This is a genomic window from Isoptericola sediminis (assembly GCF_013085345.1).
Taxonomy (GTDB): domain Bacteria; phylum Actinomycetota; class Actinomycetes; order Actinomycetales; family Cellulomonadaceae; genus Isoptericola; species Isoptericola sediminis.
Map to the genome: position 1 here is coordinate 1 of NZ_JABFAJ010000004.1, position 18,279 is coordinate 18,279.

Annotated in this window: 13 protein-coding genes, 1 tRNA gene and 1 pseudogene; 7 read left to right on the forward strand and 8 right to left on the reverse strand. The window is 75.0% G+C overall.

Going from position 1 to position 18,279, the window contains the following annotated elements; all coding sequences use genetic code 11:
- Positions 1-2,978, forward strand: a pseudogene (locus HLI28_RS02705) (hypothetical protein); the annotation flags it as partial.
- Between the two features lie 33 nt (positions 2,979-3,011).
- Here HLI28_RS02705 and upp read toward each other — a convergent pair.
- Both upp and HLI28_RS02715 read right to left on the reverse strand, forming a co-directional pair.
- Positions 3,012-3,647 carry a uracil phosphoribosyltransferase gene (upp, locus tag HLI28_RS02710; RefSeq protein WP_171245974.1) on the reverse strand — a complete coding sequence of 212 codons (636 nt, stop codon included), beginning with the start codon at positions 3,645-3,647 and terminating at the stop codon, positions 3,012-3,014.
- A gap of 97 nt (positions 3,648-3,744) precedes the next feature.
- On the reverse strand, positions 3,745-5,331 hold the full coding sequence (locus HLI28_RS02715; protein WP_171245975.1) for an LPXTG cell wall anchor domain-containing protein: 1,587 nt from the start codon (positions 5,329-5,331) through the stop codon (positions 3,745-3,747).
- Between the two features lie 286 nt (positions 5,332-5,617).
- On the opposite strand from HLI28_RS02715, the gene HLI28_RS02720 reads away from it, so the two are divergent.
- The 4 genes from HLI28_RS02720 (at position 5,618) to HLI28_RS02735 (ending at position 9,096) form a co-directional block, all read left to right on the forward strand.
- Positions 5,618-6,049, forward strand: a complete 432-nt coding sequence (locus HLI28_RS02720) for a nucleoside deaminase (protein WP_171245986.1) — start codon at positions 5,618-5,620, stop codon at positions 6,047-6,049.
- A 160-nt stretch (positions 6,050-6,209) separates the two neighbouring features.
- Complete coding sequence (locus HLI28_RS02725) at positions 6,210-7,559, forward strand: sensor histidine kinase (RefSeq protein ID WP_171245976.1); 1,350 nt, start codon at positions 6,210-6,212, stop codon at positions 7,557-7,559.
- Entirely contained in the window at positions 7,547-8,206 is a 660-nt protein-coding gene (locus tag HLI28_RS02730) for a response regulator transcription factor (protein ID WP_171245977.1), read from the forward strand. Before HLI28_RS02725 ends, HLI28_RS02730 begins: the two co-directional genes overlap by 13 nt.
- Positions 8,203-9,096 (forward strand): DUF4097 family beta strand repeat-containing protein, encoded by an 894-nt coding sequence (locus tag HLI28_RS02735; protein ID WP_171245978.1) that lies wholly within the window; start codon positions 8,203-8,205, stop codon positions 9,094-9,096. Before HLI28_RS02730 ends, HLI28_RS02735 begins: the two co-directional genes overlap by 4 nt.
- A gap of 10 nt (positions 9,097-9,106) precedes the next feature.
- On the opposite strand, the gene HLI28_RS02740 is transcribed toward HLI28_RS02735, so the two are convergent.
- The 6 genes from HLI28_RS02740 to HLI28_RS02765 are packed head-to-tail and all read right to left on the reverse strand — an operon-like array spanning position 9,107 to position 16,820.
- Entirely contained in the window at positions 9,107-10,615 is a 1,509-nt protein-coding gene (locus tag HLI28_RS02740; RefSeq protein ID WP_171245979.1) for a phytoene desaturase family protein, read from the reverse strand.
- A 9-nt stretch (positions 10,616-10,624) separates the two neighbouring features.
- Positions 10,625-12,721 (reverse strand): SGNH hydrolase domain-containing protein, encoded by a 2,097-nt coding sequence (locus tag HLI28_RS15865; protein WP_171245980.1) that lies wholly within the window; start codon positions 12,719-12,721, stop codon positions 10,625-10,627.
- Between the two features lie 56 nt (positions 12,722-12,777).
- Positions 12,778-13,686 carry a Sir2 family NAD-dependent protein deacetylase gene (locus HLI28_RS02750; RefSeq protein WP_171245981.1) on the reverse strand — a complete coding sequence of 303 codons (909 nt, stop codon included), beginning with the start codon at positions 13,684-13,686 and terminating at the stop codon, positions 12,778-12,780.
- 59 nt (positions 13,687-13,745) lie between these two features.
- Positions 13,746-15,404 carry a carbohydrate-binding domain-containing protein gene (locus HLI28_RS02755; protein ID WP_171245982.1) on the reverse strand — a complete coding sequence of 553 codons (1,659 nt, stop codon included), beginning with the start codon at positions 15,402-15,404 and terminating at the stop codon, positions 13,746-13,748.
- Between the two features lie 16 nt (positions 15,405-15,420).
- The gene (locus tag HLI28_RS02760) at positions 15,421-16,185 is read right to left on the reverse strand and encodes a polyphosphate polymerase domain-containing protein (protein ID WP_171245983.1); all 765 of its coding nucleotides are present in this window, start codon (positions 16,183-16,185) and stop codon (positions 15,421-15,423) included.
- Positions 16,182-16,820 carry a DUF4956 domain-containing protein gene (locus HLI28_RS02765; RefSeq protein ID WP_171245984.1) on the reverse strand — a complete coding sequence of 213 codons (639 nt, stop codon included), beginning with the start codon at positions 16,818-16,820 and terminating at the stop codon, positions 16,182-16,184. The genes HLI28_RS02760 and HLI28_RS02765 overlap by 4 nt, the downstream gene beginning before the upstream one ends.
- A 228-nt stretch (positions 16,821-17,048) precedes the next feature.
- Here HLI28_RS02765 and HLI28_RS02770 point away from each other — a divergent pair, with 228 nt between their 5' ends.
- Both HLI28_RS02770 and HLI28_RS02775 read left to right on the forward strand, forming a co-directional pair.
- On the forward strand, positions 17,049-17,909 hold the full coding sequence (locus tag HLI28_RS02770; protein WP_171245985.1) for an SDR family oxidoreductase: 861 nt from the start codon (positions 17,049-17,051) through the stop codon (positions 17,907-17,909).
- Positions 17,910-18,144: 235 nt separating this feature from the next.
- Positions 18,145-18,230: transfer RNA gene (locus HLI28_RS02775), tRNA-Ser, on the forward strand.
- Positions 18,231-18,279: the final 49 nt, after the last annotated feature.

Sequence of the window (18,279 nt, forward strand, 5' to 3'; positions counted from 1 at the left end):
CCGGAGCGGCCGGCGCCGGAGCAGCCGGTACCGGTGCCGCGGGTGCCGGCGCCGGAGCGGCCGGTGCGGCCACCGCGGGCACGGCCACCGGGGCGGCCGCCGGCGGATCGGCCGTCGGCGGAGCGGCCGTCGGTGCCACGGCAGGAGCTGGTGCCGCCGGCGCCGCGGGAGTGTCCGGGGCGGCTGTCGTCGCCTCGACCGGCGCCGTGGCCGCGGCCACGGTCGGGGTCGTCTCCGTGCTCGGGGTGATCAGCGACGCCGACGCCGCGCAGGAGGTCCCGGACGGTGCCCCGGTGGCGGTCGAGGCGTCCCCGTGGCCGTCGGCGGACGCCGAGGGGCAGGCCGACCCGTCTCCTGGCCCGGACCCGCAGGAGGACCCTACCGACCCGGCGAACCTGCCGTGGCTCGCGGACGACCCCGGTATCCCGGTGCCGGCCGCGGTCAGCGTGCAGGTGCCCGACGCCGACGCCGAGCTCCGGCCCCGCGCGACCGACTACCTCACCGTCCAGGTCTCCAACCCCGGAGGGCTCCCGGCGGTGGACGCCCACGTGCGGCTCACGCTGCCGGCGGGCATGCAGCACGCTCCGTCCTCGGCCATCCAGGGTGCCGGCGGCACCGTGCCGCGTCCGCTGACGGTCGAGACCCTGCCGTGCACCGCGACCGCGGAGCCGCAGCGGGTGCTGTGCCGGCTCGGCACGATCGACGCCGACGAGCAGGCCACGGTGCGGGTGCCCGTCGTCGTGCGGGACGGCGGGTCCTACGACGTGATGGCGGAGGTCTGGGCGGAGGGTCTGGAGGTGCGCCGACTGGCACTGCCGCCGACCCGCGTGGGCTCGTTCGGACCGGAGCTGACGACGCGGGCTGCCGACGTCGAGCTCGCCGCCAACCCGGGTCTGGGCACGGTCCCGTTCTCGGTGCGCAACACCGGCGACCAGCCCACCGGCGACGGGTGGGCCGTCCGCCTCCGGGTGCCGGCCGGGCTGGTGCCGCACTCCGTCACCGGCGGGCTGGACTGCGAGCCCTCGGCCGGCGGCGCCGGGGTCTGGTTCTGCTCGGGTGCCGTGCTGCAGCCGGGGGAGGCCGTGGACGCGGCCGTGAGCGTCGTCGTCGACGGCAGCACCGAGGCCGGTGCGTACACCGTCGACGTGGAGCCCGTCTTCGCCGACGACGGTCCGACGATCGCCGCCGCGTCCTCGGTGGGAGTGCCGGAGGGCTGGGCCGGGGTGCTCGCCGGGGTCGGCGGGGTGCAGGCCTCCTGCCGCGCCACCGGCGGCGTCGGCGTGGCCGACGCGGTGGTCTCCGGCACCTACACCAACACCACCGGCTGGACGGTGACGGTCGCGCTCGCCGCCGCCGGGTCGACCGCGACGGAGCGCCCGGTGCTGGTCCCGGGGGCGCGGGCCACGCTGACCGTGCCCGACGGGCTGCGGGTACCGGCGGGCAGGGCGACCTGGACGGTGTCGACCGTCGTCGCCGGGGAGACGTACAGCCGGGTCGTGGCCTCGGGCGCCCACGGCGCGGCCGAGTGCTACGACCCGCGCTGGGAGGTCGAGACCACCGCCGAGGCCGTCAACGTCGAGGGGCGGGTGAGCGTCCGGGGCACCATCGTCAACCGCGGTGACGAGCCGATGCAGGCGGGGATGTCGGCACTCGGTCGGGAGGCCGACCGGGTGCGGCTCGGTGCCGGCGAGAGCACCACCTTCACGGTCCCGACCGGCAGCACCGCCACGGACGCCGGCCGCGTGACCTTCGACCTGTACCGCTGGGTGCTCGACGTCGACGGGGACGAGCCGGTCGTCGGGGTCGTGCCGGCCACCGCGCCGACGGCGACGTACCCGGCGGCGGCGATCGCCCCCGCCGTGGGCAAGGTCGTCCCCGCGGGTGCCTGCCGGTTCGACCCGGCCGCGGAGGTGTCGACGCGCACCTTCACCGTGCCGCTGGACAACTCGGCCTCGACGCTGCCGGTGGTGTTCCGGGTCGAGCTCGGCGACCGGGTCGAGCAGCTGCGCCTCGGGGGCGGGGAGTCCGCGAGGTTCGAGGTGGAGGTCCCGTGGGGGACCGACGAGGCCGTGGTCAGCGCCGACGGACGGAGCCTGGCGACCGTCGACGTCGGGTTCGCCGGGTGCGCGACCGCACCCGCTTCGCCGGACGTCGACGTCACGGCCGCCGCTCAGTGCGAGGACGGTGACGCACGCCTGGTGGTCGACGTCCGCGAGCGGGACGGGCACGACTGGCGCGCGACGCTGCTGCGCGACGGCGACGAGGTCGCGGCCCGTGACCTGGCGGCCGACGATGCCGTCCGGTTCGTCGTCGACGCCGACGGGGCGCGCCTCGCCGCCGGGGAGGTGACGGTCAGCCTGACCCGGAGCGTGGAGGGCACCCCGACCACGGTCCGCCGGACGGTCGAGCACGGAGGCACCCGCTGCGTGGTGATCGCCCCCTCCGCGTTCCTTGACGAGGGGTCCCTCGAGACGGAGTCCTCCGGCGACGGGATGACCTCGTGGCGCGAGGTCGGGGTCGTCCTGGACAACACCGGCTCGACCGTGGAGGTCGACTTCCGCGTCGAGGGTCCCGGGGGCGACACCGAGGTGACGGTGCCGGCCCGCGCGACGCGGACCACGGAGGTCCAGCGGGTCGACGGCCGACAGGGGGGACGCTGGACGGTCTCCACCGAGACGTGGTCCACCACGCTCGACGTCGCGGCGTTCACGGGGGCCGAGGCCGGCTGGTGCGCCGAGCCGATCGGCTGGGGACAGCGCTACGCCACCGGTGAGGTGCGGTCGTGGAACGGCGTCGACTACCGCTACCGCGGCGTGACCGGCGACGAGGGGGACGCCCCGGGGCAGGTGGGGCGGTCCGAGCGCAACGGACGGGCGCCGGGCGGGACCGACGCCTGGTTCGACCGGTCCGAGCGGGACGAGACCTGGGCCGGCGGCTGGTCCCGCTGGGAGCAGGTCGGCGACTGCGAGGAACGCTGAGCCGGCCGGCGGGCGGCCGGCCGACCCCGGTGCTCAGACGACGCCGTAGAGGCGGTCTCCCGCGTCACCCAGGCCGGGCACGATGAACTTGTGCTCGTTGAGCCGCTCGTCGACCGCGGCGGTGACGATCTGGACGTCGGCGCGCTCGCCGATCGCCTCCTTGACGACCTCCAGGCCCTCCGGCGCGGCCAGCAGGCACACGGCCGTCACGTCGCGCGCGCCCCGCTCGAGGGCGTAGTCGATCGCCGCCACGAGCGTGCCGCCGGTCGCGAGCATCGGGTCCAGGAGGAAGACCTGCCGGTCGGTGAGGTCGTCGGGCAGACGGTTGGCGTAGGTGACCGCCTCGAACGTCGACTCGTCGCGCTGGAGCCCGAGGAACCCGACCTCCGCCGTCGGCAGCAGCCGCGTCAGGCCGTCGAGCATGCCGAGGCCGGCACGCAGGATCGGGATGACGATCGGGCTCGGGTGGCTCATCCGGACACCGGTGGTCGTCGTGACGGGCGTGCGGATCTCCTTCTGCTCCGTCCTGACGTGCCGGGTCGCCTCGTAGGCGAGCAGCGTCACGAGCTCGTCGACCAGCAGCCGGAAGATCGGCGACGGTGTCGACTCGTCACGCAGCACGGACAGCTTGTGGGCGACGAGCGGGTGGTCGGCGATGTGCAGGCGCATGGTCACACGGTACCGGTCGCGCCCGGGCGCGGACCGCACGGCGGCGGGCCCGGCCGGTCGTGCCGGCCGGGCCCGCGGGGTCGCGACGCGGTGCCGGTCAGCCCCGCCGGAGCCGGCGCCGCACCAGGAACAGGCTCGCACCGGCCGCGACCAGCAGCGCGGCGACGGTGACGGCGATGCCGACCGCAGCCCCGGTGCGGGGCAGCTCGGCGTCCGGTGTGCCGTCCGCCACGGTCACCGGTCCGTCCGTCTCGTCGCCGCCGCCGCCCGACGGGGTCCCGCACCCTTCGGACGGGGGTGTGACGTCGACGACGGCGGGCTCGCCGGGACCGGCCTCGAAGCTCACGCGCAGGGCGTCGCCCGGAGCCTGGCCGGGCCACGCGAGCCGACCCGCGAGGGGCTGGTCGGTGAGCTCGACGGCGGACCCGTCCTGCGCCAGGAACGTCACGGTCAGGGGCCTCGCGTCCTCCGGCTGCGCGCCCTCGGGCAGGGCGACGTCGTAGACCAGGACGGGTTCACCCGCCTCGCAGACGGCGGTGACGTCGCGGGGTTCGGGAGCGCAGGTCGCGTCGGTGAAGGTCACGAGGTCCCGGGGGTACAGGGCCGTGGTGGCGTCGACCGCGGTGTACCCCTCCGGCAGCTCGCCGAACGTGCTGCCCTGGGCGGCCTCGGCGACCACGCCCTCGTCCGTCGTGGTGTAGGTGACCTCGACGCCGTCGCGGGGGGCGACGAGCTCGTCGCCGGCCGTGCCGCAGAGGTCGACGGGCGTCGGGGGCTCGGGCACCACGACGACGGGTCCGTCGTCGTCGCACCCTGCCCGCGTGAACTCGAAGGTCCACGACGTCGCGGCCCCGTCGGCGAGCAGCACGTCCGCACCGGGGGTCGCGGTGACGGTGGCCTGCGAACGGTCGTCGGTCCAGCTGACCGAGTACTCGGCCAGCTCGGACTCGGGAAGCTCCACGCGGCCCTCGGTGTCGCACGCCTCGACGGGTGCCGGCTCCGGCAGCGTCACCGGTTCCGCGACGTCGCACGGGGGCACCGTCACGAGGTCGTCGAGGTCGTCGTGCCGCCAGTCGACGAGGTGGCCGGCGAACCCGCCGTCCGGCCAGACGATCCGCGTCGGGATCTCGAAGCCGTCGCTGACGTCGGCGACGTCCTGCTGGACGCCCCAGCCCGTGCCGCAGACGTCGGCGGGGAGGTTCTCGATGGGGAAGTCCTCCTCGTCCCAGAAGCTGTGCCCGTCGCGCTGGACGAGCAGCTCCTGCGGGCCGGAGTTGTGCCACGCGGCCGGCTGGTCCGGGTGCACCTTCTCGTAGAGGTACAGGCCGGTGACGAGACGCTCCTCGGGGGCGGCCTCGGCGGTGCAGGGCGTCGTCTGCCCGGACCACTCCCGGTCCCACTGGTCGTCGTCGAGCGCGTCCACGGCGACGTGCCAGGTGTGCGCGACGGAGCCGTCGTGGTCGAAGGACCCGGCGTACCGGGAGGTGAACCCGGCGTCGTCCAGGATCTCGTCGTCCACGGTGACGGTCACGCGGGCCCCGTCGTAGTACCGCAGCTCGACGTCGAGGCCGTCGCACGTGGCGGTGACGTCGGGGGTGTGGGCGGAGGCCGGTGCCGCGGTGGCGACGAGCAGGCTCCCGAGAGCCAGCGTCGAGGTCGCGATGCTCGCCAGCAGTCGTCTCACGATGATGGTGGTCCCTTCGGCAGGAGGTCGGGCGCGCGCGGCGGCGCGCCCGATGTGGTGGGGGAACGATGCTCATCCCATCACCGCACCGGCCGAAAAGGAACAAAGATGACAATCTTCTGAGGGTTTTCACCCGCTGCCACCGGTGCGGCGGGCCGCCTCTACGCTGGGCGGGGGACGACGACGAGGAGCAGCCGTGGACGAGCGTGGCCTGGCCCTGCCGTGGGCCGACGATGCCTTCCCGCCGCGCACGCTGAGCGAGCGTCGCGTCGTGTGGGACCACCTGATGGGCCTGGCCCTGCACGAGGCGACCCACGCCCTGGCGACGGACGACGTGCCCGTCGGTGCCGTCGTCGTCTCCCCGGACGGGCGGCTGCTCGGCCTCGGGCACAACCGCCGCGAGCAGACCGGGGACCCCACGGCGCACGCCGAGGTGCTGGCGCTGCGCCAGGCCGCGGCGAGCTGGGGGGAGTGGCGGCTGACCGGCTGCACGCTGGTGGTGACGCTCGAACCGTGCGTGATGTGCGCCGGGGCGCTGGTGGCGGCCCGGGTGCAGCGCCTCGTCCTCGGCGCGTGGGACCCCAAGGCGGGGGCGACCGGCTCGGTGTGGGACATGGTGCGCGACCAGCGGTCCCTGCACGAGGTCGAGGTGATCGCGGGCGTCCGTGCCGGGGAGTGCGGTGCCGTGCTGCGGGAGTTCTTCGAGGCGCGTCGCTGACCGCGCCCGATCGCTGTGGGTATGGAATCTGCAGCTCTGGAGCGCTCGAGACTGCAGATTTCATGCCCACAGCGGGCCGCAGGGGGTCGGGACAGCCCGACCATGAGGACGTGGGTCCACCGCATTCCGCGCCGGCCCGCGCCTGCCTAGTGTCGAGGACATGACCAGCACACCTGTGGCACCGCGCGACACCGCGCCGGCCGTCACGAGCCTGCCGGGGCTGCTGCGTGCCCCCTGGGCGGGGGCCACCTGGCGCGGCCTCGCCCAGCTCGCGCTCGGCTACCTCTGGCTCGTCTCCGTGGGCCTGGTGGTCTTCGACCTCGTGCTCGTGGCGGCCTCCCTCGTGCCCGCGCTCGGGCTCGGCCTCCTCCTGCTGCCGCCGGCCCTGTGGGTGGCCCGGTGGTTCGCCACCGCCGAGCGTGCTCGCCTCGCCGCCCAGACCGGCGTCGTGCTGCGCGACCCGGGACGGCGGCGCCCGACCCGGCCCGGCTGGTGGGGGTGGACGACGGCGGAGCTCGCCGACCGGCGCGGCTGGCTCGCCACGGCGTACACCCTGGCCGGACTGGTCGTGGCGACCGTGTTCCTCACGCTCGCCGTGGCCGCGGCGAGCGGTGCTGTCGCGGCCGTCGTCCTCGGGGCGCGCCGCGTGACCGAGGCCGATCTCACGGCGCTGTGGGCGGTGCCGATCGCCGTCGTGCTCGCCTGGTTCGCCGCTGTCCTGGCCCAGCTCGGCACCCTGGCGACGACCGCGTTGGCCCAGGCGATGCTCGGCGTCTCCCCGGCGGCCGAGGCACGTACCGCACAGCGCGCCGCCGAGGCCGAGGCGCGCGCTGCCGAGACCGACGCCGCCACGGCCCGGCAACGTGCCGTCGAGCTCACCGTCACCCGTGCCGCCGCCCTGGAGGCGGCCGACGCCGAACGGCGCCGCATCGAGCGGGACCTGCACGACGGCGCCCAGCAGCGTCTCGTCGCCCTCGGTGTCGCGCTCGGCTCGGCCCGCCGCGCCGCCGACCGGGACCCGTCGGCCGCGGTGGCGGCCGTCGAGCACGCGCACACCGAGGTCAAGGAGACCCTCGCCGAGCTGCGCGACCTCGTCCGCGGCATCCATCCGGCGGTGCTCGCCGACCGCGGCCTGGACGACGCCCTGTCGGCGCTCGCGGCACGCAGCCCCGTGCCGGTCCGGGTGGAGGCCGGCCCCGGCCTGGACGCCGTGGGCGCCGGGGTGCAGGCCGCCGCCTACTTCGTCGTCGCCGAGGCGCTGACCAACGTCGCCCGGCACGCCGCGGCCACCCGCGCCCACGTGCGTGCCGCCGTCGTCCCCGTCGCCGAGGGCACCGACCGCCTGCTGGTCGAGGTGTCCGACGACGGCCGCGGCGGCGCCGAGGCGCGTCCCGGCTCCGGGCTGGCCGGCCTGCGCGGCCGTGTCGCCGCCCTGGACGGCACGTTCGACCTGACCAGCCCGCCCGGTGCGGGCACCCGTCTGCGAGTGGAGCTGCCGTGCGTGTCGTGATCGCCGAGGACTCGGTCCTGCTGCTGGACGGCCTGACCCGGTTGCTGCAGACCGAGGGGCACGACGTCGTCGGGCACCGCACCGCCGAGGAGATGGTCGCCGCCCTCACCGCGCCGGGCTCGTCGCTGCCGGACCTGCTCGTCACCGACGTGCGGATGCCGCCCTCGCACACCGACGAGGGCCTGCGTGCCGCGGTGCACCTGCGCAGCCTGTACCCGGAGCTGCCCGTGCTCGTGCTCTCGCAGTACGTCGAGCAGCGGTACGCCGCCGAGCTGTTCACGCACGGCACCCGCTCGGTGGGGTACGTCCTCAAGGACCGCGTGGCCGACGTCGACGAGTTCCTCGACGCCGTCGAGCGGGTCGCCGCCGGTGGCACCGTCCTCGATCCCGAGGTCGTGTCGCAGGTGCTCGCCCGATCCCGCCACGATCTGGACGACCTCACCGCCCGGGAGCGCGAGGTCCTCGGGCTCATGGCCGAAGGACTGTCCAACTCCGCGATCGCGGACCGGCTCGTCGTCGGGTCCGCAGCCGTGGAGAAGCACGTGACCAACATCCTCACCAAGCTGGGGCTGCCCGTGGACGCGGACACGCACCGCCGCGTCCTGGCGGTGCTGCGCTGGCTCGACCGGAACGGAGACGCACGATGAGCCAGGACCTGTCCCCCTCGGAGCCGCGCCGCAGCGGCGCGGCCCGGGTACTCCTCACGATCGGCGTCGTCGTCGGCGTGCTGATGGTGGCCTGGGCCGCCCTGCTCCTGGTCGACCGGGCGCTGTCCGAGACGCGCACCGACCTGGAGTCCTACGACCCCGTCGGGCAGGTGGAGCTGGTCGCCGACGGCGACGTGACCGTGCGGGCCGACGACGACGCCACGGACGTGAGCGTCGAGGTCGTCTCCCGCGGCGGACTGGCCACCCCGGAGTACACGGTCGCGACCGGTGACGGGTCGCTGGTGCTGGAGAACATCTGCCCGGACCGGGTGTGGTGGTCGTGGACCTGCGCCGGGGAGCTGCACGCCGTCGTGCCGGCCGACACGGTGGTGACCGTCCACACCGCCAACGGCGAGGTGCGGGCCGAGGGGCCGACGGGCGCCGTCGAGCTGCAGACGTCCAACGGCGACGTGGTCGCGACGGACCTCGGCGGTTCGTTGGAGGCGCGGACCTCCAACGGCGAGATCGACGCGACCCGGGTCGGCGGGGACGTCGACGTGCAGTCCTCGAACGGCCGGATCGGCGTCGTGGACGCCGCCGGCGGGGTCGTCGCCCGGTCCTCCAACGGCGACGTCGAGCTGCGGGACGTCGGCGGGGACGCCGAGGCCCGGACCTCCAACGGCGGGATCGACGTCTCGGGCGCCGCCGGCGACGTCGTGGCCCGGACGAGCAACGGCGACGTCACCGTGGTCGGCGACGGCGAGCCGGTGGCGCTGACCATCGAGACGTCCAACGGGGAGCAGGTCATCGAGGCCCCGACCGACCCGGGGGCGTCGCGGACCGTGGAGATCCACAGCTCGAACGGGGACGTGGCCTACCGGGCGCCCTGACGCGGCCGCCTCAGATCGCCGGGATACGGATCCCGAAGACCTCGTACGCGGCCCGGCGTGCGGCGTGCCAGCCGGACATGCCGTGCACGCCGGGTCCCGGGGGCGTCGACGCCGAGCACAGGTAGACGTGCCCCGCCTGCCGGTAGGGGTTCGCCGCCGCGGTGGGCCGCGCGATCATGCGCCACAGGCTGGTCCGCCCGCCCGCGATGTCGCCGTCGACGAGGTTCGGGTTGTGCCCGGCCAGCTCGGCCGCGGGGGTGCACCGGGAGGCGACGACGGCGTCGCGCACCCCGGGGGCGAACCGCTCCAGCTGGTCGACGACCACGTCCGTGACGTCCCGCGTCGACCCGGCGGGCACGTGCGTGTACGCCCACACCGGCCGCAGGCCGCCGACCTCCCGCGACGGGTCGGCCACCGACGGGTCGCTGACCAGGCACACCGGCGCCGCGGCGTGGTCGCCCGCGGCGACCGCCGCCTCCGCCCACGCCATCTCCGCCCGGGTGCCGCCGACGTGCACCGTGCCCGCCCGCGCGACCTCCGGGTCCGCCCACGGCACCGGCCCGTCGAGCACCAGGTCGACCTTGGCCGCCGCGTTGCCCGCGGGGAACCGGGACAGGGCGCGCCGGCAGGTGGGGAACAGGGCGTCGCCGATGACGTCGAGCAGCGTGCTCGCCGGGGTGTCGAACAGGTACACGTGCGCCGAGGGCAGGTCCGTGCAGACCCGCACGGGGTGGTCGGTGATGACGGTGCCGCCGTGCGCCTCCAGGTCGGCCACCAGCGCGGCCGCGATGGCGCCGGACCCCCCGCGGGGGATCGGCCAGCCGCCGTCGAACCCTGCCGAGGTCGCGCCGTCCGGGGAGGTGCCGGCGCCGTCGGGGACGGCGTGACCCAGCGCCCCGAGCAGCAGCGCGGTGCCCGCCGCCCCGAGCGACGGCATCGGGGCGATCGTGTGCGCCGCGACACCGGTGAGCAGCGCGGCGGCCTCCTCGGTGCGGAACCGGGCGCTCCACGCCCCGGTGCCCTGCTCGAGCATCGCCGCCCCGAACTGTGCGGCACCGAGCAGGCCACCGACGTCGGACACCCCCCGGGGCAGCGACCGCTTGTCGCTCATCCCGACGGCGACCACCGCCTCCCAGCGCGCGGCCAGCGGACCCAGCAGGGACCGCCAGGCGCCGCCGTCGACCCCGAGCCGGTCGGCCGTGCGCTCCAGGTCGCGGTAGGCGATCCCGGCCCGGCCGTCGGGCAGCGGCTGGGCGTAGGAGATCTCGGGGGTGACCAGCTCGACGCCGTGGGCGGGCAGGTCGAAGGCGCGGAAGAACGGTGACGCCCACGCCATGGGGTGCACGGCCGAGCAGACGTCGTACGTCAGCCCGGGTGCCAGGTCGAGGTCCAGCGTGCGGGCACCGCCGCCCGCGGTGGGCAACGCCTCGAGCACCGTCACGGACAGTCCGACCCGGGCGAGCGTGACGGCGGCCGCGAGGCCGTTCGGGCCCGACCCGACGACGACCACGTCCTCCATGCAGGAAGCCTAGGACTCCTGGCGCAGCCCCGCGCGCACGGCCCCCGCGACCTCGGGGGCCAGCGTCCGGGCGAACGTCGTCGTCAGGTGCCCGTGGTCGAAGTACGCCGTGACGCCGCCGACCACCGGGTGGCAGACGTCGTCGCACATGAGGTCCTCGACGCTGGTGACGCTCACCGCACCGGTGGTGTCGGCGCTCGCGGCCGCGGCCAGCGGGTCCGGCTCCAGCGCCACCTCCGGCGGCGCGCCGCAGGCGTCCGGGTCGTCGCGGTGCTGCGTGAGGCAGTCCGGCACGTTCTCGGGCATGGCCGGGGTGTCGCGCAGCACGACGACGGGCAGCCCGGCGTCGGTGAACGCCGCCAGGGTCTCGACGTAGGCCTCCTGCGCGACGCGTTCCTGGTCCTGGGGTGCCACGTCCGCCAACGGCTGGTGGGTGCGGTTCGACATGATCACCAGGTCGTAGTCGCCGCCGACGATGCTGTCCACGGCCCACCGGTTGGTGTCCCGGCAGGCCTCGGAGACGCCCTCCCCGAGGAGCTCCAGGGGCAGGTCGACGGTGTAGCAGACGGACTGCAGGTAGGTGTCGAGGCGCCAGCCCTCGGTGGCGATCGCGTCCTCGAGCGCGGGCAGCCAGTGCCCGGCGTGGGAGTTGCCGACCAGGGCGATGCGCGCCGTCGGGTCCTCCTCCGCGCCGTAGGTGCAGGTGTTCCGCGTGGTGAAGGGCGAGTTGTTCCAGCAGCCGTCGTCGTACACGGCGGGCTTGTCGTCGGCGGCGGCCTCGGGCGGCCAGACCAGGCCCGGGTCCGCGCAGGAGTCGTCCCGCACCACGGTGGCGCCCACGCACGGGGCGGCCTCGGCGACGGCGGCCCGGGCCTCGGTGATCGCCTCGCGCTCGTCCGCGGTGGCCTGCGCGGTCACGGCCGCGGCGGTGCCGCCGACCACGACGACGGTACCGGCCAGCAGGACGAACGTGGCGGCGAGCCGCCGGGTCAGCAGCGGCTGCCAGCGCAGGCGCTCCTCCACGTACCGGCGGGAGACCGCGGCCAGCAGCAGCGTCACCGCGAGCACCGCGAGCATGTCGGCGGCGGTCAGCTCGCGCCCGATCGCGAACGGCACGATGACCACGAGCGGCCAGTGCCACAGGTAAGCCGAGTAGGAGGTGTCGCCCAGCCACTGCACCGGCCGCACGCGCAGCAGGGCGCCGGGGCCGGTGCGGGTGTCGTCGGCGTCCGCGGCGATGACCAGCGCGGTGCCCACGGTCGGCAGCAGCGCCGTGTAGCCGGGGAACGCGGTGGCGGAGTCGTAGGCGAGGACGGCCGCGACGATCATCGCCAGGCCGAGCCAGGCGGTCGCGGCGCGCACCCCGTCGTGGCGCAGCAGCAGGCGCGAGGTGCCGGCGCGGGCGGCGAGCACCGCGGCGAGCAGGCCGCCGAGCCCGAGCTCCCAGAACCGGGTCGTGGACACGAAGTAGGCGGCGGCCGGCTCGACCCGGGTGGCCCACACCGACCAGCCGAGGGACGCCACGACGACCGTGCCGGTCAGCGCGACGGCGAGCACCGCCGTCGGGCGCTCGCCGTCGACGCGGCCGACCGTGCCGGTGCGCCGGGCGAGGCGCACGCCGAGCCAGGCCACGGCGGCGAGGAGCAGCGGCCACAGCAGGTAGAACTGCTCCTCGATGGACAGCGACCAGTAGTGCTGGACGGGGGAGTGGAGCTGGTCCGCCGCCAGGTAGTCCGTCTCGCTCGCGGCCAGCACCCAGTTCTCCACGTACAGCGCCGAGGCGAGCACCTCCCGGCCGACCTGGGCCAGCGCGGTGACGGGCAGCCACACGGCGGCCGCGACCAGGGTGACGAGCAGGACGAGGCTGGCGGCCGGGATCAGACGGCGGACGCGTCGTCCCCAGAAGTCCAGCAGGTCGCGGCCGCTGCGGATCGGGCGCCGCAGCAGGTGGCTCGTGATGAGGAACCCGGAGACGACGAAGAACACGTCCACGCCGACATACCCGCCGGTGACCGCGGCCGGCCACAGGTGGAAGCCGAGCACCGCGGCGACGGCGACGGCACGCAGACCCTGGATGTCGGTCCGCGGGGAGGAGGGGGTGGACACGGGTCAGAGCATCTCATCCACGGCTGGGAGCGGCGGCCCGGCGGTCGGTCGCCGGCTCAGAGCAGCTCGGCCAGCGCCGCGAGCGTCTCGCTCGCCCCGGCGTCCACCTTGACGGTGGCCAGCGGGTCGCCGCGGGTCTCGCCGCGGTTGACGATGACGACGGGCTGGCCGTTCTTGGCGGCGCGGCGCACGAACCGCAGGCCGCTCATCACCGTCAGGCTGGTGCCGGCCACGAGGAGGGCGTCGGCCGACTCGACGAGCGCGAAGGCTCGCTCGACCCGCTCGCGCGGCACGTTCTCGCCGAAGTAGACGATCTCGGGTTTGAGCACCCCGCCGCAGAACTCGCAGTCGGCCGGGTTGAAGTGGGAGGTCCGGGCGATCACGGCGTCCGCGTCCGGGGCGACCTCCACGTCGGCGACGGTGGTGCCGCCGTCGAGCACGGACTCGATGAACCCCGGGTTGAGGGCGTCGAGACGCTCGGCCAGATGGGCGCGGGAGATGGTGCGGCCGCAGCTCAGGCAGACGACCGAGTCGTAGCGTCCGTGCAGGTCGATGACGGTGCGCGACCCCGCGTCCTCGTGCAGCAGGTCGACGTTCTGGGTGATGACGCCGCGCACGATGCCGCGGTCCTCGAGGTCGGCGAGCACCCGGTGGCCCTCGTTCGGGTGGGTGCGGTGCACGTGCCGCCAGCCGACGTGGTTGCGGGCCCAGTAGTGCCGACGGAAGTCCGGGTCGCCGACGAACTGCTGGTACGTCATAGGGTTGCGCGGCGGGGAGTCGGGGCTGCGGTAGTCGGGGATCCCCGAGTCGGTGGAGATGCCGGCACCGGTCAGCGCCGTGAACGTGCCGCCCCGCAGCAGGCGCGCTGCGTCGACGACGTCGCCGTGCTGGATCACGGCGTCGGGCGGCAGCTCCCAGCGACGTTCCTGGTACGTCGGCGCGAGCGGTCGGGCGGCGGGTTCCACCCCCCGAGAGTACGACGGCGGCGCGGGCCGGTGCGTCCGGCCCGCGCCGATCCGTGCGGTCAGGCGTCCCCGGGCAGGTCGCCCGCGGCCGGGGGCTGACCGCCCTCCGGCGGCATGCCCCCCTCGGGTGCCGTCCCACCGGCGGGCGGCTGGCCGTCGCCCGGGGCGCCGCGACCGCCACCGGGGCCCATCGTCGTGGCGATCGACTCCACGGCGGTCGCCATGCCCACGTCCTGGCCGTCGACCTGCACGGTGTAGCTCTCCCCGACGGTGATCCCGTCGGCGGTGAGGTTCAGGGTGGACAGCGCCACCCCGGCCAGGACCGTGGCGACCTCCTGGCCGTCGGCGTCGAGCACGGTGACCGTGGACCCGGCGTCGGCCGCCCCGTCGACGGTGAGCCAGCCGTTCGCGCTGGTGACGGCGCCGTTGGCGTCCACCGGGCCCTCGCCGCCGTTGGCCGCTGCCGCGATGGCGAGCGTGCCGCCCGAGACGTCGATGACCCCGTTCGAGTCCAGGCCGTCACCGCCGCCGGCGACCGTCACCGCGCCCCCGGTCACCGTCAGGGAGGCGCCGGCCTGGACGGCCTCGCCGCCCCCGCCCCCGCCGGGGCCGGCCATCTCCTGCTCCTGCGCCTCGTCCGTCGCCGCGGAGTCCTCCGTGCCGTCGTCGGCCTCCTTGACGGTCGCGTTGAGGCCGTCGTCGGAGGCGGTGACGTCCACGGTGCCGCCGGAGATCGCGATGACGGCCGCCTCGACGCCCTCCTCGGAGCCGCTGACGGTCAGCGACCCGTCGACGACCGCGACGTCGGTGAACCCCTGCACGCCGTCGGAGCCGGCCTCGACCGTCACGTCCCCGCCGAGCTGCGCCACGTACCCGGCGGTCGCGTCGGAGTCGTCGTCGGACTTCAGGCCGTCGCCGCCCGCGGTGACGTCGATCGTGCCGCCGGTGACCACCAGGTAGTCCTTGCCGCGGATGCCGTCGTCCACGGCGTCCACGGTGATGCTGCCGGCGGCGATGACGAGCCCGTCCTTGCCGGTGATGCCGTCGTTGCTGTTCCCGACGACGTCGAGGGAGCCGGTGCCGGAGATCGCCAGGTCGGCGGTCGAGTACAGGGCCGCGTTGGCGGCGTTGTCGGCATCGGTCTCCTCGTACTCGGCGGCGTCCTCGAGCCGGTTGGTCGAGCCGTCCGCCAGCACCACCGACACCTGGTCGGCGTCCTGGACGTCGACGGCCGCCCCCGTGGAGGAGGTGATGTCCACGCCGTCCAGCACCAGCCGCACGACGCCGTCGTCCTCGGACTCGACCACGATCTGCCCGGCCAGCTCGCCGGACAGCCGGTAGGTGCCCGGCGAGGTGATGGTCACGGTGTCGCCGTCGACCTCCACCCCGTCGGCGGAGGTCGGGGCGGACAGGTCGATCGCGACCTCGTCGGCGGCGTCGTCCGTGGTCTCCGCCAGGGCCACGGTCTCGGAGGCGTCGAGGTTCTCGGCGAGCACCTCGGCGGCGGTCATGCCGGAGGAGGACGTGGTGAGCACGGTGGACTCGTCGGAGGTGGTCGTGTCCTCGCCGGAGGCCGAGCTCTCGGCCGCGGTGGCGGCGTCGGCCTCCTCGGTCGTCGTGCCGCAGGCGCCGAGCGCGCCGAGAGCCAGCGCGGCCGCCGCAGCACCTTCGACGGCGCGGGTCCAGCGGGTCCGGCGTGGCAGGGACTTCGGGTTCATGGTGGGTCCTTTCGGGTCAGGCGGCCAGGCGCTCGCGGCGGAGGCGGCGCCACGGATGGTCGGGCAGGTCGGGGCGCAGGACGGCGAGACCTGTCGCGTACTTGGAGAGGCGGTCGGGGCGGTGCCCGGAGCGCCACAGCAGGCGGTCCACGGACGACGGCGCGGTGCCGGCCTTGGTCTCGACGACGACCAGGTCGCCGACGTCGGCCGTGCCGCGTTCGTCGTCGTGGCCGGGGACGAGCTGCCAGGTCAGCGCCGTGTCGAGGGTGACGCGGGCGTCGGGCGTCAGCAGGGTGGTGCGTCGGTAGCGCGAGCGCAGCACGGGCCGCAGGGCCGACGACGGCGGGGCGGCGAGGCGGGCCGCGGCCAGCCGGTCGTCGACGAACTCGGCCGCCTCGGCGTCGAGGTCGTCCGCGACGTCCGTCGCGGGGCAGCGCTCCTTGACGGTGACCCCGCGGGCGGCGCGGGTCTTGACCTCGAGGAAGGTGCCGCCGGTGTCGACGTAGGTGCGGGTGCGGACCTTGAAGCGCCGGCGCCGCCGGCGCGCGGCCTGGTGGAAGGTCACCAGGTCGGGGGTGTCGAGGTAGGTCGAGGAGTAGGTGAACGTGCGCCCGCCGTCGATCTCCAGGACCCGGGTGGCGGGGTCGAGGGCGTCGACGAGGTCGGTCGCCTCGGCCGCCGTCAGCACGTACTTGCGGTCGACGCGGGTCTGCAGGGCGGCCTCGACGTTCAGCTCGTCCAGGGAGACCGGCGCGAGATGGTCGACGACCAGGGCGGTCATCGGGAGACCGCCAGGTGCGCCGGGGTGTTCTCCGGGGCCGGGGCGGGGGAGTCCGGGGCCTTCGTGCGTCTCCGGAGTGCCGCCGTCGTCCCCGCGCCGACGCGGTAGCGGACGTCCACGACCGTGGTGTCGTTCGCCAGGTCGAGCTTGAGGACGGTCACGCCGTGCACGCAGGCGTCGAGCAGGTGCTCGAGGTGGGCGACGAGCGCGTCGTGGTCGGGCAGGGCTCGGTCCACCACGACCTGCGCGGTGCGGTGCCGGGCGAACAGGCGGGGGTGGTCCGCGATCGCCATGACGAGGACGACCAGCGCCATGCCGGCCACCGCCAGCCACCCGACCGCGGCACCGAGCCCGCCGAGCAGACCCAGGGCGAGGGCCGCGAAGTAGTAGGCGACCTCGTGCTGGGACAGCTCGCGGGACCGCAGCCGGATGATCGACAGCACGCCGAACAGACCCAGCCCGAGGCCGGCGCCGACGCTGCTCTGCGCGAGGACGGTCGCCACGGCCAGCACGCCGACGTTCACCCCCAGGTAGGCGACCACGAGGTCCCGGCGGCGGTGGCGGGGGAAGTACAGGGCGAGGACCAGGATCGTGACGGCGAGGGCGTCGAACGCGTAGAGCAGGGCGGGTGTCATGTCGCTCCCGGGACGGGGACCGCAGGGTCCGTGGGTCGATGTGCCGCCCAGTGGACACGGCGCAGTCCCGGGCGCCCTGGGACGGTCCTGCCGACTTCCTGGAAGTCCTGTGACGTGCCTGGACGTCCGCACGACGGCGCTCCGGTCGCCGGAACCCGTTGTCCCACCTAGCGTGGACAGGGCTGTTGCCCTCGGCGACGGCACCTCGACCGACCACGGAGGACGACCATGGCCGACAAGACTGCCTTTCCCCGCCAGCAGCAGGACCCGCCCGGCTGGACCCGGCAGATGGACCCCGTGCCCGACCACGGCGAGGAGTCGTACCAGGGCAGCGGAAAGCTGGCCGGCCGGTCGGCGCTGATCACCGGCGGCGACTCCGGCATCGGGCGGGCCGTGGCGATCGCGTTCGCGCGCGAAGGGGCCGACGTCGCGATCGGCTACCTGCCCGAGGAGCAGGAGGACGCCGACGAGACGGCGCGCTGGGTCCGCGGGGCCGGCCGCACGGCGGTGCTGCTGCCCGGTGACCTGACCGACGAGGACACCGCGAGGGCCCTGCCCGGGAAGGCCGCCGACGAGCTCGGCGGGCTGGACATCCTGGTGAACAACGCAGGCTTCCAGATGGCCCGACGCGAGTCCTTCGAGGACGTCACCACCGATGAGATCGACCGTGTCCTCAAGACCAACCTCTACGCGATGCTGTGGGTGACGCAGGCGGCGCTGGAGCACCTCAACGAGGGGGCGAGCATCATCAACAACTCGTCCATCCAGGCCTACCAGCCCTCGACGTCGCTGGTGGACTACGCCTCCACCAAGGCCGCGATCAACAACATGACGGTGAACCTGGCCGCCGAGCTCGGGCCGCGCGGGGTGCGCGTCAACGCCGTGGCGCCCGGTCCCATCTGGACCCCGCTGCAGCCGTCGACCCAGCCCCCGCACAAGCTCGAGAAGTTCGGTCTGGACACCCCGCTGGGCCGGGCGGGCCAGCCGGCCGAGGTCGCGCCCGCGTTCGTCTACCTCGCCTCCCCGGCGGACTCGAGCTACGTCTCGGCCACCGTGCTGGGAGTAACGGGCGGCAAGCCGGTGTTCTAGTCGGCGGATGCCGGCCCCGCCTCGGGTGCGGGCCCTGCCTCGGGGGTCGACCGCTCGACCCCAGCCCTCTCTCGCGAGGTCGTACCGCCCGCTCCCCGGTCGTACCCTGCGGGTGCGACCGCCCGACGGGCGGTACGACCGGGTGGTGGCCCGACGGTGACGGAGGTCGCACCGGGCGGGATTTCGTGGATGCCGACCTGTTCGGTATCCTCGGATGGCCGGTTCGTCCGGCGAAGGTAGCGTGTCCGAGCGGCCGAAGGTGCAGCACTCGAAATGCTGTGTGGTTCATAGCCACCGTGGGTTCAAATCCCACCGCTACCGCCCTGTGATGTCGCAGGACATCGGCAAGGCCCGGACCCACGTTTGTGGG